Origin of the sequence: Bacillus sp. SD075 (assembly GCF_017355165.1) — a bacterium.
GTDB lineage: Bacteria > Bacillota > Bacilli > Bacillales > DSM-1321 > Peribacillus.
The window spans coordinates 107216-122568 of sequence record NZ_JADILK010000008.1 but is presented as its reverse complement, the minus strand read 5'-3'; the positions used below and the strand labels follow the sequence as shown (position 1 = coordinate 122568).

At 40.7% G+C, this 15353-nt stretch carries 16 protein-coding genes and 1 riboswitch; of the genes, 15 read left to right on the top strand and 1 reads right to left on the bottom strand.

Annotated features, from left to right (window positions below; translation table 11 throughout):
* The first annotated feature begins 6 nt into the window (after window positions 1–6).
* The 9 genes from fliW (at window position 7) to IOC57_RS08740 (ending at window position 7391) form a co-directional block, all read left to right on the top strand.
* Window positions 7–450 (top strand): flagellar assembly protein FliW, encoded by a 444-nt coding sequence (fliW, locus tag IOC57_RS08780; RefSeq protein ID WP_207438408.1) that lies wholly within the window; start codon window positions 7–9, stop codon window positions 448–450.
* On the top strand, window positions 450–683 hold the full coding sequence (gene csrA, locus IOC57_RS08775; protein WP_207438360.1) for a carbon storage regulator CsrA: 234 nt from the start codon (window positions 450–452) through the stop codon (window positions 681–683). Before fliW ends, csrA begins: the two co-directional genes overlap by 1 nt.
* Window positions 684–821: 138 nt before the next feature.
* Window positions 822–1925, top strand: coding sequence for a flagellin N-terminal helical domain-containing protein (locus tag IOC57_RS08770; protein ID WP_207438359.1), 1104 nt, complete (start codon window positions 822–824; stop codon window positions 1923–1925).
* 1084 nt (window positions 1926–3009) lie between these two features.
* Complete coding sequence (gene flaG / locus IOC57_RS08765; protein ID WP_207438358.1) at window positions 3010–3372, top strand: flagellar protein FlaG; 363 nt, start codon at window positions 3010–3012, stop codon at window positions 3370–3372.
* A 14-nt stretch (window positions 3373–3386) separates the two neighbouring features.
* Complete coding sequence (locus IOC57_RS08760) at window positions 3387–4898, top strand: flagellar hook-associated protein 2 (RefSeq protein WP_207438357.1); 1512 nt, start codon at window positions 3387–3389, stop codon at window positions 4896–4898.
* Window positions 4899–4922: 24 nt separating this feature from the next.
* Window positions 4923–5324, top strand: coding sequence for a flagellar export chaperone FliS (fliS, locus tag IOC57_RS08755; protein ID WP_207438356.1), 402 nt, complete (start codon window positions 4923–4925; stop codon window positions 5322–5324).
* Window positions 5324–5668 (top strand): flagellar protein FliT, encoded by a 345-nt coding sequence (gene fliT, locus IOC57_RS08750; protein ID WP_207438355.1) that lies wholly within the window; start codon window positions 5324–5326, stop codon window positions 5666–5668. The genes fliS and fliT overlap by 1 nt, the downstream gene beginning before the upstream one ends.
* A gap of 252 nt (window positions 5669–5920) precedes the next feature.
* Window positions 5921–6478 (top strand): ribosome hibernation-promoting factor, HPF/YfiA family, encoded by a 558-nt coding sequence (gene hpf, locus IOC57_RS08745; protein ID WP_063233921.1) that lies wholly within the window; start codon window positions 5921–5923, stop codon window positions 6476–6478.
* Window positions 6479–7133: 655 nt separating this feature from the next.
* A riboswitch (cyclic di-GMP riboswitch) is annotated at window positions 7134–7219 on the top strand.
* Window positions 7220–7250: 31 nt separating this feature from the next.
* The gene (locus IOC57_RS08740) at window positions 7251–7391 is read left to right on the top strand and encodes an anti-repressor SinI family protein (protein ID WP_309487690.1); all 141 of its coding nucleotides are present in this window, start codon (window positions 7251–7253) and stop codon (window positions 7389–7391) included.
* Window positions 7392–7539: 148 nt separating this feature from the next.
* Here the strand turns inward: IOC57_RS08740 and IOC57_RS08735 are convergent, their stop codons facing one another.
* Window positions 7540–7863, bottom strand: coding sequence for a helix-turn-helix domain-containing protein (locus IOC57_RS08735; protein WP_207438354.1), 324 nt, complete (start codon window positions 7861–7863; stop codon window positions 7540–7542).
* A 418-nt stretch (window positions 7864–8281) separates the two neighbouring features.
* On the opposite strand from IOC57_RS08735, the gene secA reads away from it, so the two are divergent.
* From secA to ftsX, 6 genes are all read left to right on the top strand, one after another.
* Window positions 8282–10795: a preprotein translocase subunit SecA gene (gene secA, locus IOC57_RS08730; protein WP_207438353.1), complete on the top strand. Its 2514-nt coding sequence runs from the start codon at window positions 8282–8284 to the stop codon at window positions 10793–10795.
* Window positions 10796–10967: 172 nt separating this feature from the next.
* Window positions 10968–12066, top strand: a protein-coding gene (gene prfB, locus IOC57_RS08725) for a peptide chain release factor 2 (protein ID WP_251426756.1) whose coding sequence is annotated in 2 segments (ribosomal slippage) — window positions 10968–11030 and window positions 11032–12066 — 1098 coding nt in all. Because the reading frame shifts where the segments join, the coding sequence is not laid out codon by codon here.
* 203 nt (window positions 12067–12269) lie between these two features.
* Window positions 12270–13085 (top strand): YitT family protein, encoded by an 816-nt coding sequence (locus IOC57_RS08720; RefSeq protein ID WP_396020788.1) that lies wholly within the window; start codon window positions 12270–12272, stop codon window positions 13083–13085.
* Between the two features lie 49 nt (window positions 13086–13134).
* Entirely contained in the window at window positions 13135–13476 is a 342-nt protein-coding gene (gene cccB / locus IOC57_RS08715; RefSeq protein WP_207438351.1) for a cytochrome c551, read from the top strand.
* Between the two features lie 293 nt (window positions 13477–13769).
* On the top strand, window positions 13770–14456 hold the full coding sequence (ftsE, locus tag IOC57_RS08710) for a cell division ATP-binding protein FtsE (protein WP_207438350.1): 687 nt from the start codon (window positions 13770–13772) through the stop codon (window positions 14454–14456).
* The gene (gene ftsX / locus IOC57_RS08705) at window positions 14446–15339 is read left to right on the top strand and encodes a permease-like cell division protein FtsX (protein WP_207438349.1); all 894 of its coding nucleotides are present in this window, start codon (window positions 14446–14448) and stop codon (window positions 15337–15339) included. Before ftsE ends, ftsX begins: the two co-directional genes overlap by 11 nt.
* The last annotated feature ends 14 nt before the right edge of the window (window positions 15340–15353 follow it).

The window sequence follows — 15353 nt, the reverse complement described above, 5'->3', positions numbered from 1 at the left end:
ACACAGATGATTCTACAAACAAAATTTCATGGCGAAATCGAAATGGCAGAGAAAGAGATTTATGTATTTGAAAGCGGGATACCGGGATTTTTAGAAGAAAAACAGTTTTGCTTGCTAGCTTTGGATGACACGCCCTTTTTCGCCCTGCAATCGATAGAAACAAAAGAGCTTGCCTTCATTGTGACGGACCCTTTTGAAATGTTTCATGATTACGAAGTGAAACTTACGGATGAGGTATTATCTTCTTTAGAAATAGAATCGGAACTGGAAGTCATTACGTTCGTCATTTTAACGATTCAAGATCCTTTCAATGAAACGACGGCGAATCTTCAGGCCCCCATCATCATAAATGGGCTTAAAAAAGTCGGAAAGCAATTTATCATGAACGCTAGTGAATACCGTACAAAGCACAGACTGTTTGAATCTCCAGCGGAACAGGAGGGGAAGTGATGCTCGTATTGACCAGAAAACCGAATGAAGCGATCATGATTGGCGATGATATCGAGATTACGATCCTGTCCATTGAGGGAGAACAGATCAAACTGGGGATCAATGCCCCGAAAAACGTCGATATCCATAGGAAAGAAATCTATCTGTCCATCCAGCAGGAAAATGGCGAAGCCTCTAAAGCAGAAACCAATCTTCTGGTAAATATAAATGAGTATTTCAAGAAAAAATCATAGAATCCGCTAAATATGTTTCCGAGTAGGTCGATATTACCTATACAACGATGGGCAGTGAAATAGGCGGCCGACTTAATCACTGCCCATCGTAAACAACCACATGGACGTGGGGACTTAAGACTCAAGGAGGAAACATAAATGATTATCAATCACAATATCGCAGCACTTAACACTCACCGTCAGTTATCAACTGCATCTTCTGCACAATCTAAATCAATGGAGAAATTGGCTTCAGGTCTTCGTATAAATAAAGCTGGGGACGATGCAGCAGGTCTAGCAATCTCCGAAAAAATGCGTGGGCAAATTCGCGGGTTAGACCAAGCATCTCGTAACTCGCAAGATGCAATTTCTATGATTCAAACAGCTGAAGGTGCCTTAAACGAAACTCATGATATTCTACAACGTATGCGTGAGTTAGCTGTTCAAGGTGCAAATGATACTAATGTTGCCCAAGATAGAGATGCAATTCAAGAAGAATTGAATGCATTAAAAAGTGAAATTGACCGTATCGGTAATACAACTGAGTTTAACAAGCAGACGTTACTTAATGGTGGTCTAGGCGGTACTGTAGACCAAGATGCAGCAACAACTACTGCATTAGATGTTACAGGTGTTGGAAGTGTTCAAACCAATGGTGCAGCAGCAGATACTTACTCAATTTCTGTAGATACAGCTGGTAAACTAACAATGACCAATAGTGCCGGAACAAAGACACAAACTATTGAAAATGCTTCAGGTGCACAAGAATTAAACTTCTCTGAGTTTGGAATCACAATTAAAACAAATGCTGGTTACACAGCAGATGACTTAGATGCTAAAGATGTTGTTGTAGATTCTGGTTCAGTTACATTCCAAATCGGTGCTAACGAAGACCAAAATCTAAGCTTAAACATCAGAAATATGAAAACAGATGGAGTATTAAATTTAGCTACTGCAGGACGTGTTGATGTTTCTTCTCATGATGCAGCTAAAGCTTCAGTTACTAATATTGAGAGTGCTATTACTGAAGTTTCAAAAGAACGTTCAAAACTTGGTGCGTACCAAAACCGTTTAGAACACACAATCAACAACTTGAACACATCTTCTGAAAACCTAACTGCTGCGGAATCTCGTATCCGTGACGTTGACATGGCGAAAGAAATGATGAACCAAACTAAGAATTCAATTCTTTCTCAAGCAGCACAAGCTATGCTCGCGCAAGCAAATCAGCAACCGCAGGGCGTTCTTCAATTACTTCGTTAATTGAATAGTTAGTCTAACAATAAAGGGCCTGACACTTTGTGTCAGGCCTTTTTATTTATGTTGATTGAAGGGTGTAAGGAACACTACGATGCAGAAAGAAATAGCTTGCCCTAAAAAGTAGAGGGCCAATTTTCGCATTCCAAACACATTAGATATCCGATCTTTGAAAGCGGGGATTATTAGAAGACACTCTCCAATGGAGGGTGTTGAGTTTGTAGACAAAAGAGGCTGGGACATAAGTATTTTAGTCCACGATAAACCCGAACGATAAGCGGAATTTCCGGCTAATAGATCGGGTCTTTATTTGTTCTATTCCATAGATTTTGTTGCTTTTTGCATCCTATTTTTAAAAATCTAGCGCAATGGAACGAACTTGTTCTTACAGCTTGAATGGATGAATAAAAACAACATATACGAAAACAGCATGATATTTAATAGGTAGAATAACATAGAATGATTCGTCTTTGAGGATGGTTTATTTAGTTATGTCCCAGCCTCTTTTGATTTCTTATTGGATTTGAAGCAGTTATAGAGAATAGTCTCCTTGCCAAAGCCAATATGTGTAATTAACAAATACATGCTCTACACCTATCAATTTTCTTTTGGGAGCTTAAATTAAGATGCGGTAGAAAATCTGTTCAAACAGGTCAGTATTTTTAAAGCATCGCTCATACCCTTTTCCGAACTTTGAGAGGTGATAATCACCCCAGTTATAATCCCTCTATTTTTTATTAAAAGGCTGTAGGTAAAAGGAGTTCTATCTAAATGTAAAACAAAGTTGATTGGAACGTAAGGTGCGTGACTCCTGCGGGAATGTGAGTCCAAGGGAGACCCCGCAGGCGCAAAAGCGCCGAGGAGGCTCCCGGACTGCCCGCGGAAAGCGAGTACCTGGAGTGGAAATCAACGGTCAAAGTTAAAAACCCAAAAAACACCGGATATTTATGGAGTTTTTTGGTGGAATCTCTTTTATAGCAAAGGATCATTAGTGAAAGTCTGCAGTTAAAACCAAAATCAAAGCTTGTCTAAATATAAAACTGTAATTACCGATATAAAAAGTAAAGAGATCATATGGGGGGCTATTTAGATGCTGGAAAGTTTGTCCACGAATATTCTTTCCTCACAGCTTAGAACAGCGATCTCGGAAGGAATCGGTTCATATTATCAGCGGGAAATGAATACGATTGCCTATTCCGAACAAAGTGTGGAATCTAATAATCAGCCTTCAAAAGAAAAGGTGCAGGAAGCGGTGGAGAGTCTAAACACCTTCCTGGACCCAGCACATACGGCGATCCGGTTTGAGTATCATGAGAAGCTCAATGAATATTATGTCAAGGTAGTGGATGATGTAACGGATGAGACGATCAGGGAAATTCCCCCGAAGAAGTTATTGGATTTCTATGCGGCAATGACGGAGTTTGTCGGAATCATGGTGGATGAAAAAATATAAGCGGGTGGTCAATTGTGGTAAGAGTCAGTGGTTTAGCAAGTGGAATGGACATTGATGAAATAGTTAAGAGCATGATGCAGGCAGAACGGGTGCCATTGGATAAATTAACACAGAAAAAGCAGTATTCCGAGTGGCAGCGGGATGATTACCGCTCGATGAATACAGCTTTATCAGAATTGGATACGCTCATTCGTGATGGAGTTGGGAAGCAGTCTTCCTTCATTAAAAAGAAGGTGTCAGTATCGAATCCAGATGCTGTATCAGTGAGAAATGTGAATTCAACCAGTGACTTTTCCGGGAATATACAAGTGAATGGACTTGCCAGGGCAGCGACCATGACAAGTACGGAAAAATCAGCCGTTACTGACCCCAAAAAGGTATTATCGGAATTGGGTTTCACGACACCACAAGAGATTACGATACTGGCGATCAATAAAAATGGCGGTTTCGATACGGAAGTAAAAGATGGGGAGACAGTGGAAAATCCCTATACGCTTACCCTTAATGCGGACGATACGTTAGAAAGCGTTATAAATAAAATTAATGCTAATTCGGGAGTGACTCTATTTTTCGATGAAACATCCCAGAAATTTTCCATCACTGCTAAAAATACCGGTGATGTTAAAGATCGAGCAGAAATAGAATTAGGGGGCACCGGAGATTTTTTCAATATGTTAAAAATGGACAGTAACAATGAAGGAACTGGCGGCTCAAAAGGGGAGAATGCGTCGATTGTATATAATGGGCTGGAAATCTCCCGGCCATCGAATACGTTTCAGATTAATGGAGCGGAAATAACGGTAAAGCAAAAAACGACGGATACCGTCACATTCTCTTCAACTGCTGATGTGGATGCCATCTTGGATACAATCACACAGTTTGTGAATAAATACAATGAAGTCATTAAAAAGGTTCAAGGTAAAACGGATGAAGCGAAATATCGCTCCTTTACCCCGCTTATCACGGAGCAAAAGAAGGCAATGACGGAGGATGAAGTGAAGCAATGGGAAGAAAAGGCGAAGAGCGGAACGTTAAAGAGCGATTCGACATTAAAAAGTCTCCTGACCACAATGAGGTCATCGCTGTACACCTCGGTGGATGGCATCACTGGAAAAAACACTCTAAGCAGTTTGGGCATTACCACGACCAAGAATTATTTGGAGGGTGGTAAATTAACGATTGATGAGGACAAGCTCCGCGCAGCCATTAGTGAGGATCCCAATGCGATTTATGATATGTTCATGGCCAACGGAACGGAAAAGAGCGACAAAGGCCTCGCGCGCCGGTTAAGGGGTGATATAGAATCATCCATGAAGGTGATTACTGAAAAAGCCGGAAAGGCCGGATATGTTAATAATAATTTTACTATCGGGAAATTGGTCAATGGGTTGGATACGAGGATTTCAGCTTTTGAAGCAAAGTTAACGAAACTGGAATCGCGCTATTACAACCAGTTCACGGCGATGGAAAAAGCGATCCAGAAGGCAAACGGCCAAAGTGCATCTTTGGCTTCTTATTTTAGTTAAGGTAAGTCGGAAAGGAAGTTAAATATGGCGATAAATAATCCATATCAATCATATCAGCAAAATTCAGTCAATACAGCATCACCGGGAGAGCTTACATTAATGCTTTATAATGGCTGCTTGAAGTTCATCATGCTTGGGAAGAATGCCATTGAAGCTGGTAATATCGAAGCGAAGAATACGAACATCATTAAGGCTCAAAATATTATCCATGAATTGATGGTGACGCTGAATATGGATGCGGATGTATCCAAAGATATGATGAGTCTGTATGATTTCATGAACCGGCGCTTGATAGAGGCGAATATAAAAAATGATGTTGCTGCCTTGGAAGAAGTGGAGGGACTTGTTACTGAGTTCCGGAATACTTGGAAGGAAGTAATTCAGATCAATCGGAAAAAACAATTTACCCAAAGCGGTCAAGTGTAATGGTGATTAGAACCTTTCATGATTTGACTGCAGAATTACTTACCGTTCTGGAAGAGCGGACGATTACAGAACGTGATGATAAAATAGGAAGGGTCACACAGCTGATAGATCAGCGAGATGGTCTTCTTTCTCAAATCAAACCGCCTTTTACTGGTGAAGAGCAGCAGCTGGGCCGTGCAACACTGTTGCTTAACCAACAGGTCGATCACTTGCTGAAGCTCCAAAAGCAGGAGATACAGCGGGACATCCAGGAAATAAATAAGAAGAAACGATCATCTAATAAATACACGAACCCGTATGAGAGTCTATCAGTGGATGGCTTGTTTTACGATAAAAGAAATTGATTACCCAACCGTTTGGACTTCAAACGGTTTTTATGTTAATTATTTTAAAATTTTCTGTAAATAATATAGGCTTAATTTTTTCTTTATAGCATAGCATTTGATATAATGAAGCTAGGGCAGACATCAACCCTTTCCAAACCTTCCGACAATTGTTTTATTATTTCGACATATTTCATGATGAGTTTCTAAAGGGAACCGGAGGGGTATTGTAGAATCTAACTGTATAGTCTTAATTTAAGGAGGACTCACTTTATGAATTACAACGTACGCGGCGAGAACATTGAGGTAACTCCAGCAATTCGAGAATACGTCGAAAAGAAAATTGGCAAGTTAGAAAGATATTTTAACAATACACCAGATGCAAATGTGTTAGTGAATTTAAAAGTGAACAATAATACATCAAAGGTCGAAGTGACGATTCCTATGCAGAATTTGGTTCTTCGCGCTGAAGAGGAAAATGCGGATATGTATGCTGCCATTGACTTGATCAATGATAAGCTTGAACGCCAAATTCGTAAACATAAAACGAAGGTCAATCGTAAATTCCGAAACAATCTATCGACTACACCCGATGCATTCGCCTTCAATACGGAAGTTGACGAAGTGGTGGATGAATTCGAAGATGATAATGATATTGAAGTGGTCCGCAATAAACGCTTTGATTTAAAGCCGATGGACAGTGAGGAAGCGATTTTACAAATGAATATGCTTGGTCACAGTTTCTTCGTTTACACGAATGCGGATACCAATACAACGAACGTAGTGTACCGCCGAAAAGATGGTCGCTATGGATTGATTGAACCTAGTTAATTATTATTCTAAGATCAAAAGCACAGCCCCTGGGTTGTGCTTTTTTAATGCATGTTGATAGAATTCGCAGGCTGTTGATTTACTAGAAAAGTAACCCTTTGTTCTCTAAAAAATACAAAATCATTAAAAATCCATTTTAAAGAACGAAACATGTTCTTTATTAAGATAAATAGTTAGTTTTACCTATTCAATCACCCCTATCTTTTGCACTATACTTGAATTGTTAGTTCTTTAAAAAGAACAATTAGTTGATAATAAAAAACAATTTGACCAAGGCGCAAAGGGGTTGGATCACTTGTATCGAAAGAATTGCCATACATGCCTGAGGGCTTCTTTTAGCAGTGCGGAGTATGAAAAGTGGCTATGCCCGACCTGCGGTGAGGACTTAACGGCGCAAAAAGCCCTGGATGCACTTACAATTGAGAGAATCAATACACCCCAACGAAATATTAAGAAGAGCCATATTTACTATAATATAAAAAAACGAAATTGAATTAGTCCATGATAGACCACCTAAACTTTGAATTTTCTTAATATTGTAATATTTTGTCGGATGAAAGTTTTGCATTTATGTGGATTACCGACATAAAATAGCAATATATGGAGTGTGTATCCGTTATAATATGATTATAAGTACTGTATTTGGTAATAAATACCACGACAAAGGCAAACTTATTGAAAGATGAGGGCGCAAAGGCACAGGTCTAAGGTCCTTGTGACTATGATGGCTGGTCTGCCTGAAATACAAAGAGTATTTTAGGAGGTAGAAGAGGTGGCTAATGTGGCAATGGATCAAGAATGGGTAAAATTGATTTCAGAAGCAAGGAGCTTGGGTTTGAAAAAAGAGGAAATCAGTGCTTTTTTTAAACGGGAAAGCCTTGAGGTAACATTTGAGGAGAACGATGGAAAATAGGTTCCGAACAGATCGAGAACATCCCTATAAACAGTGGTTCGATTCATTTGCTGTTTATAGGGTGCAATCTTCCTCGAGGTTCTTGTGAGTCTAGCTTATTCAAACTGTATTCTTCAGGATTATGTAAGTAAACTAGTGCACTACCATTCTATTCTTCTTTATCTTTTCTCCATTTATTAAACTCGATGAATTCCCTGAATTGTTGTTTTGAAACACCTGAATTCATGGCTTCCTCAACGATTTTCATCCAGTCGGTGTCCAAGTTTTCCTTATTTGGCGCATCATAAAGCAGGGCATCAACAGGAATGTTAAGTACGGCGGAGATTTTTTCAAGAAATTGAATAGAAGGATTCGTTTGTAAGTTCCGCTCGAGCGAACTTAAATAAGACTTTGCGACACCCGCTTTATCGGCAAGTTCAGTCATCGACATTTTCTTTTCTTCTCGCAGTTTTTTTACACGTTCACCAATCATCAATACCACCTCGAAACATGTTCTATTTATCTTCCGCTATTAAGTTTCAGTAGCCCATCTTATATTCAAAACATGAAGCCTGTAAGATTGGATTACCTTGACATGCTATCTCTAGAGAGGACACAGCATCTAGTGATGGAAGGTTACGGATATTCTCATTTGCATATGGAATAGTGGGGAGTTTGCAACAAATTTTTTATACTTCCTCTTATTTTAACAGTTTTCCTCCTCATTTATCCATTGTTTTTCTCAAGAATTGAATTCAGGTCTATAGGCATGGAAGTGACATGAAGTTGTACCTCTAGGATAGAAGTGGTAAAATTAAGCGTGCATTAGTAATAAAAGAAGATGTGTTTCTTCTTACTTATATGAATTTTGTCATTGAACGATCATTACCATAATAGAGGAGCGTTACTGAATGCTTAATATATTAAATAAAGTTTTTGATCCGAATAAGCGAGAAATCAAACGTTTAGAAAAAATCGCTGATCAGGTCGAAGCGCTGGCTGATGAGACAGCTGCGTTATCGGATGAATTGTTGCGTGCCAAAACGGGTGAGTTTAAAGAGCGTTATCAAAATGGGGAGACCGTTGATGATTTGCTCGTTGAGGCTTTTGCAGTTGCGCGTGAAGGGGCGAAGCGTGCTCTGGGCTTATACCCTTACCGTGTTCAAATCATGGGTGGTGCATCCCTTCATGATGGAAATATCTCCGAGATGAAAACAGGGGAAGGTAAAACCTTAACATCCACCATGCCGGTTTATTTAAACGCGCTTACCGGTAAAGGTGTACATGTCGTTACTGTCAATGAATACTTGGCACACCGGGATGCCACCGAGATGGGGGTATTGTATGATTTCCTTGGTTTGACCGTCGGATTGAATTTGAACAGTCATTCCAAAGAAGAAAAACAAGCCGCGTACAATGCGGACATTACGTACAGTACGAATAATGAGTTAGGTTTTGATTACCTTCGTGACAATATGGTGTTATATAAAGAACAAATGGTACAGCGTCCGCTGCACTTTGCTGTCATTGATGAGGTCGATTCGATTTTGATCGATGAGGCAAGAACGCCATTGATCATTTCCGGTTCCGCACAAAAATCGGCTCAGCTTTATATCCAGGCCAATGCGTTTGTGAGAACCTTAAAAAAAGAAACGGACTTCACATATGATGAAAAGACAAAAGGTGTTCAACTGACGGAAGATGGGATGAATCGAGCTGAAAAAGCGTTTAATATCGATAATTTGTTCGATATTAATCACGTTACTTTGAATCATCATATCAACCAGGCGTTAAAGGCGCATGTTTCCATGCATTTGGATGTGGATTATGTGGTCCAGGAAGGCGAGATAGTCATCGTTGACCAATTCACTGGCCGTTTGATGAAAGGCCGCCGTTACAGTGAAGGTCTCCACCAGGCGATCGAAGCGAAAGAAGGACTTGAAATTCAAAATGAGAGCATGACTCTTGCGACGATCACATTCCAGAACTATTTCAGGATGTATGAAAAACTTTCAGGTATGACCGGTACAGCTAAAACGGAAGAAGAGGAGTTCCGCAATATTTATAATATGAATGTCATTGCGATCCCGACAAACAGGAATATCATCAGGGATGACAGGGCAGATCTTATATATGCGACAACGGATGGGAAATTCAAAGCTGTTGTGGAAGACATCGCTGAACGTTATACAAAGGGTCAGCCAGTGCTTGTCGGTACGGTTGCCATCGAAACATCTGAAGTCATATCTGCCTATTTGTCAAAAAAAGGAATACCTCATGACGTTTTGAATGCGAAGAACCATGAGCGTGAAGCGGAAATCATTGCGAATGCAGGTAATCAAGGCTCAGTGACGATTGCTACGAACATGGCAGGGCGCGGTACGGATATCAAGCTTGGTGAAGGTGTCAAGGAGCTCGGGGGCCTTGCTGTCATAGGCACGGAACGTCATGAAAGCAGACGTATAGATAACCAGCTGCGTGGACGGTCCGGCCGTCAGGGAGACCCAGGGGTCACTCAATTCTATTTATCAATGGAAGATGAATTGATGCGCCGCTTCGGTTCGGATAACATGAAAAACATGATGGCACGCCTTGGAATGGATGACTCCCAGCCAATTCAAAGTAAAATGGTTACAAGGGCCGTTGAATCCGCACAGAAACGGGTCGAAGGCAATAACTTCGATTCACGGAAGCAATTGCTGCAGTATGATGATGTTCTCCGTCAACAACGGGAAATTATATATAAACAGCGTTTCGATGTCATGGAAAGTGAGAACTTACGTGAAATCGTCGAAACGATGATTACGGCATCCATCCAGCGAAATGTTGTCGCGTTTGCACCAATGGGAGATGAGGAAGGCTGGAATTTCCAAGGCCTTGTCGATTACCTGAATGGTAACCTATTCAATGAAGGTTCGATCACTGTAGCTGATTTGGAAGGGAAAAATGAATCGGAATTGGTTGATTTCATTTTAGCAAAAGTGAAAGAAGGCTATGATCAAAAAGAAGAAGAGCTATCTGAAGAACAAATGCGTGAATTCGAAAAAGTAATCGTTCTTCGTGCAGTGGATAGTAAGTGGATGGACCATATTGATGCTATGGAGCAATTGCGCCAAGGGATCCACCTTCGTGCTTATGGCCAGATCGATCCGTTACGTGAATACCAATCAGAAGGTTTCGCAATGTTTGAAGCCATGATTGCTTCCATGGAAGATGAGGTTGCCAAATATATCATGAAGGCTGAAATCCGCAACAATTTGGAGCGTAAGGAAGTCATAAAAGGACAAGCGGTCAATCCGAAGGAAGAAGACGGGGGAAAAGTGAAAAAAGCCCCTGCCCGTAAAAAGGAAGACGTTGGCCGAAACGCTTCATGCCCATGTGGCAGCGGAAAAAAATATAAGAATTGCCATGGCAATTTAGGCTAAAGTTAGGTGTATAATGATTATGGGACGGTTAAGTGCAAGGCTTGCCGCCTCTTTTCATGTTTAGTTTGCATAAAGCAATATATTTGCATATAGTTTGAAGAAGTTTATTTGTGTAATGAAGCGAATCCTTCTTCAGGGATTTTTTTTAACATACTTAATGAGGTGAAGAGAAATGGAATTAGCAGAAATAAGAAATGAACTTGAACGGACAGCGCAACGATTAACGGACTTTAGGGGGTCTCTTTGACTTAGATGAAAAAGAGGCACGAATCGCACAGCTTGAAAATGAAATGACACATCCCGATTTTTGGAATGATCAGCAAAAAGCACAAACTGTCATCAATGAAACGAATGCTTTGAAAGAACAAGTCAATCAATTGTCCGATCTGAATGAATCATATGAAAATCTGGATTTGACATATGAATTAGTAAAAGAGGAGAATGATCAAGAACTTTTGGCTGAGCTGGAAGAAGAAATCACGATCCTTTCACAAAAGATGAATGACTTTGAACTTCAACTTTTACTAAGTGAAGAATATGACTCGAAAAATGCCATTCTTGAACTGCATCCTGGTGCAGGCGGAACGGAGTCCCAGGATTGGGGTTCCATGCTGCTGCGTATGTATACAAGATGGGGTGAAAAAAGAGGTTTTAAAGTGGAAACCCTTGATTACCTACCAGGTGATGAAGCAGGAATCAAGAGTGTCACTTTAATTTTCAAAGGCCATAACGCCTATGGTTATTTGAAAGCGGAAAAAGGGGTACACCGTCTTGTCCGGATTTCTCCTTTCGATTCTTCAGGGAGACGACATACTTCATTCGTTTCATGTGAAGTCATGCCGGAATTCGATGAAACGATCAATATAGAAATCCGCACGGAAGATTTGAAAGTCGATACGTACCGGGCAAGTGGTGCAGGTGGTCAGCATATCAATACAACTGACTCGGCAGTCCGGATCACCCATATACCTACGAACACCGTGGTAACGTGCCAAAACGAGAGATCTCAAATCAAAAACAAGGCCCAAGCCATGAATATGCTGAAAGCCAAATTGTATCAACGTGAAATTGAACAGCAACAAGCGGATTTGGATGAAATCCGGGGTGAGCAAAAGGAAATTGGCTGGGGAAGCCAAATTCGTTCTTATGTTTTCCACCCGTATTCCATGGTTAAAGATCACCGTACAAGTGCCGAGACCGGAAACTTGGGAGCAGTCATGGATGGGGATATCGATATGTTCATTGATGCGTACTTGCGTTCGAAATTATAAGATCAGCCAGTCGGACCGGTTTCCCCGGTCCGGCTTTTTTTATGATTTCCTTTTTAACGAATCTTCTGGCTGACATTTACAGGATTGAAAAGGGATGCTCTACCTCTTTCGGCCAATACTAGATAATAATGATGGTTCGAGGAGACTTATGCAAAATGAAGAAAAGATACCGGGAGCGGAAGCACCCTTTCATTCAAAAGTTAATGGAGTATGGATTGGTGATTGTCGGTTCGGCCATAATTGCCATTGGTTTTAATGTATTCTTACTGCCTAACCAGGTCGCATCTGGAGGGGTCAGCGGGATTAGCACGATTTTGGATTCTACTCTCGGTTGGGAGCCGGCTTATGTACTTTGGGGGTTTAATATCCCCTTGTTCATTGCGGGACTCATTATCCTTGGAAGACATTTCGGAGCCAAAAGCCTGATTGGAACCCTGTTTTTGCCTTTAGTGGTATTTCTGACAAAGGAGTGGGATGCATGGACGAATGATGCATTGCTTGGTTCGATTTGCGGGGGGATGATGGTCGGACTTGGGCTGGGGATCGTCTTTCGCGGGAAGGGTTCCACAGGGGGTACTGATTTAGCTGCACAGATTTTTCATAAGTATACCCATCTGTCATTAGGGACCTGTGTGGCTGTCATTGATGGAATCATCGTTTTGAGTGCTGCCATTGTTTTTGATATTGAAAAAGGGCTTTATGCATTAATAGGATTATATGTGACAAGCAAGACGATCGACCTCGTCCAGATTGGTTTGAACCGGTCCAAGATGTCACTAATAATCACGAATAAAGAAATGGAAGTAAGGGATGCTATCATACATGAGCTGGACCGGGGTGTAACAGGCATATCCGGGTATGGCGGCTATACGGATGATGCTCGACCAATTTTGATGTGCGTAATAGATCAGTCGGAATTCACCAAATTGAAACAATTGGTGAAACTCGTTGATCCTAAAGCGTTTGTAATTGTAATGGACGCATCGGAGGTACTCGGGGAGGGTTTTAAACTGGATTGAAATTGGTATAATGTTCTTGTGCTGGTATAAATCAGAGGGGGTATATTCAATGAAAATGAAATGGTTAGCCCTAGTTTTGGGTACTTCTTTAGCCTTGGCTGCATGCGGCGGGAACGATGATGCTGCAGATAAAGAGCCGGCAGGTGAAAATAATGAAACGACTACGGCAGGTGCGGGTGATGCCGCAAAAATTTACGAAAACAAATGTTCAAGTTGTCATGCAGTGAATCTTGAAGGCGGAGTTGGACCGAATTTAACGAAGGTCGGTTCGAAGCTATCGAAAGCCGACATCGAAAAAGTCATTGCTAATGGCCAAGGTGGAATGCCAAAAGGAATAATCCAAGGCAAGGAAGCAAGCATGGTCGCTGAATGGCTTGCTAAACATAAGTAATGATTAATGAAACGTCCTGCATAGCAGGACGTTTCATTTAGCCTCCTTTAAACCTCGAAACCACTCATATTCACCCCCCTTATCAAGCAATCAAATCCTGGAATTATTACATAGATGTTGATATATGTCTAACTGAAATGAAACTGTAATATTTTTTATGCTTAATTTGACAAAATATGATGTTATAATGTTTCTGTGCTCAAGTAAGAGAGATTCCTGTCAGATTTCAGTGGAAATTGTCGAAAAAGCTGTAGGTACATAGTGATAATCCAAGCAAATTAGGTGGTTTTAGAATGATAGAAATGATAGATGTGAAAAAGACATATCCAAATGGCGTCATTGCCATTAATGGAATCAATGTGAAAATAAAGCCAGGCGAGTTCGTTTATGTAGTGGGTCCGAGCGGTGCCGGAAAATCGACCTTCATCAAAATGATGTATAGGGAAGAAAAGCCTACAAGCGGTAATATCATGGTCAATGGCCTTAGCCTGCCAAGTATCCGCAATTCGAAAGTTCCTCTATTCCGCCGTAATATCGGTATGGTATTCCAAGATTTCAAACTCCTTCAAACATTCACTGCATATGAAAATGTTGCTTTTGCCATGGAAGTTATTGAAAAGGAACCAGAAGAAATCAAAAAGAGGGTCATGGAAGTCCTTGATCTGGTTGGCATTAAACATAAAGCGAGAATGCTCCCTTCCGAGTTATCTGGTGGGGAACAGCAAAGGGTTGCAATAGCCCGTTCGATCGTCAATGATCCTAAGGTGGTTATAGCCGACGAGCCTACAGGTAACCTTGATCCCGAAACATCATGGGAAATCATGAACATATTTGAAGAAATTAATAAACGAGGGACTACACTTGTCATGGCCACCCATAATAGGGATATCGTCAACAATATTAAACGACGTGTCATTGCCATTGAAAGTGGAAAAATAGTTCGCGATGAACATCGAGGTGATTACGGATATGAAATTTAGAACATTGCTCCGTCACTTCCGTGAAAGTTTTAAAAATATTGGCCGTAATGGATGGATGACGTTTGCTTCAGTCAGTGCAGTAACGGTCACTCTAACCTTGGTTGGCGTCTTTTTAGTGCTCATGATGAATTTAAATCATATCGCGGGAAATGTGGAGAAAGATGTCGAAGTTCGTGCACATATTGATAATGCGGCGAATGATGACGATATAAAAGCTATCGGTAAGCAAATTACGGAGATAAACGGCATTGAATCAGTGATTTTCTCTCCAAAAGATGAAGAGCTTACTAATTTAATAGATGATTTAGGAGATAATGGTGAGGCATTTAAACCATTTGAACAGGATAACCCATTAAGGGACGTTTATGTTATCAAAACGAAATCCCCGCAAGATGTCATTAAGGTGGCAAAAAAAATCGAAGGTTTGGAGTATATCCAAAGTGTTAAATATGGACAAGGCTACGTCGAGAAATTATTCAGCTTTGTTAATATTGCTAGAAACATAGGAATCGTTCTTATTGTAGGTTTACTATTTACTGCAATGTTCCTGATTTCGAATACGATTAAAATTACCATTGTAGCCAGAAGAAAAGAAATTGAGATCATGAGATTGGTAGGAGCAACGAATACGTTCATCCGTTGGCCATTCTTCTTGGAGGGACTCTGGTTGGGAGTCCTCGGTTCCATCATTCCCATAGGTCTGATTGCAGTTCTCTACTACAACCTTTATAAATATGCTGCACCGCAGATCACGTTCAAATTCATAGATTTCCTGCCTGCGAATCCGTTTATTTATCAAGTTTCGGCCATCATCATCGTAATTGGTGCCGTTATCGGGATATGGGGCAGCTTGATGTCCGTCAGGAAGTTCTTGAAAGTATAAAAGTGTACCTTTAC

Bases quoted from the DNA above. Each gene is read 5' to 3' on its own strand.
- fliW (WP_207438408.1), top strand. From the start codon at position 7: ATGATTCTACAAACAAAATTTCATGGCGAAATCGAAATGGCAGAGAAA.
- csrA (WP_207438360.1), top strand. From the start codon at position 450: ATGCTCGTATTGACCAGAAAACCGAATGAAGCGATCATGATTGGCGAT.
- IOC57_RS08770 (WP_207438359.1), top strand. From the start codon at position 822: ATGATTATCAATCACAATATCGCAGCACTTAACACTCACCGTCAGTTA.
- flaG (WP_207438358.1), top strand. From the start codon at position 3,010: ATGCTGGAAAGTTTGTCCACGAATATTCTTTCCTCACAGCTTAGAACA.
- fliS (WP_207438356.1), top strand. From the start codon at position 4,923: ATGGCGATAAATAATCCATATCAATCATATCAGCAAAATTCAGTCAAT.
- fliT (WP_207438355.1), top strand. From the start codon at position 5,324: ATGGTGATTAGAACCTTTCATGATTTGACTGCAGAATTACTTACCGTT.
- hpf (WP_063233921.1), top strand. From the start codon at position 5,921: ATGAATTACAACGTACGCGGCGAGAACATTGAGGTAACTCCAGCAATT.
- IOC57_RS08735 (WP_207438354.1), bottom strand. From the start codon at position 7,863: ATGATTGGTGAACGTGTAAAAAAACTGCGAGAAGAAAAGAAAATGTCG.
- secA (WP_207438353.1), top strand. From the start codon at position 8,282: ATGCTTAATATATTAAATAAAGTTTTTGATCCGAATAAGCGAGAAATC.
- IOC57_RS08720 (WP_396020788.1), top strand. From the start codon at position 12,270: ATGGAGTATGGATTGGTGATTGTCGGTTCGGCCATAATTGCCATTGGT.
- cccB (WP_207438351.1), top strand. From the start codon at position 13,135: ATGAAAATGAAATGGTTAGCCCTAGTTTTGGGTACTTCTTTAGCCTTG.
- ftsE (WP_207438350.1), top strand. From the start codon at position 13,770: ATGATAGAAATGATAGATGTGAAAAAGACATATCCAAATGGCGTCATT.
- ftsX (WP_207438349.1), top strand. From the start codon at position 14,446: ATGAAATTTAGAACATTGCTCCGTCACTTCCGTGAAAGTTTTAAAAAT.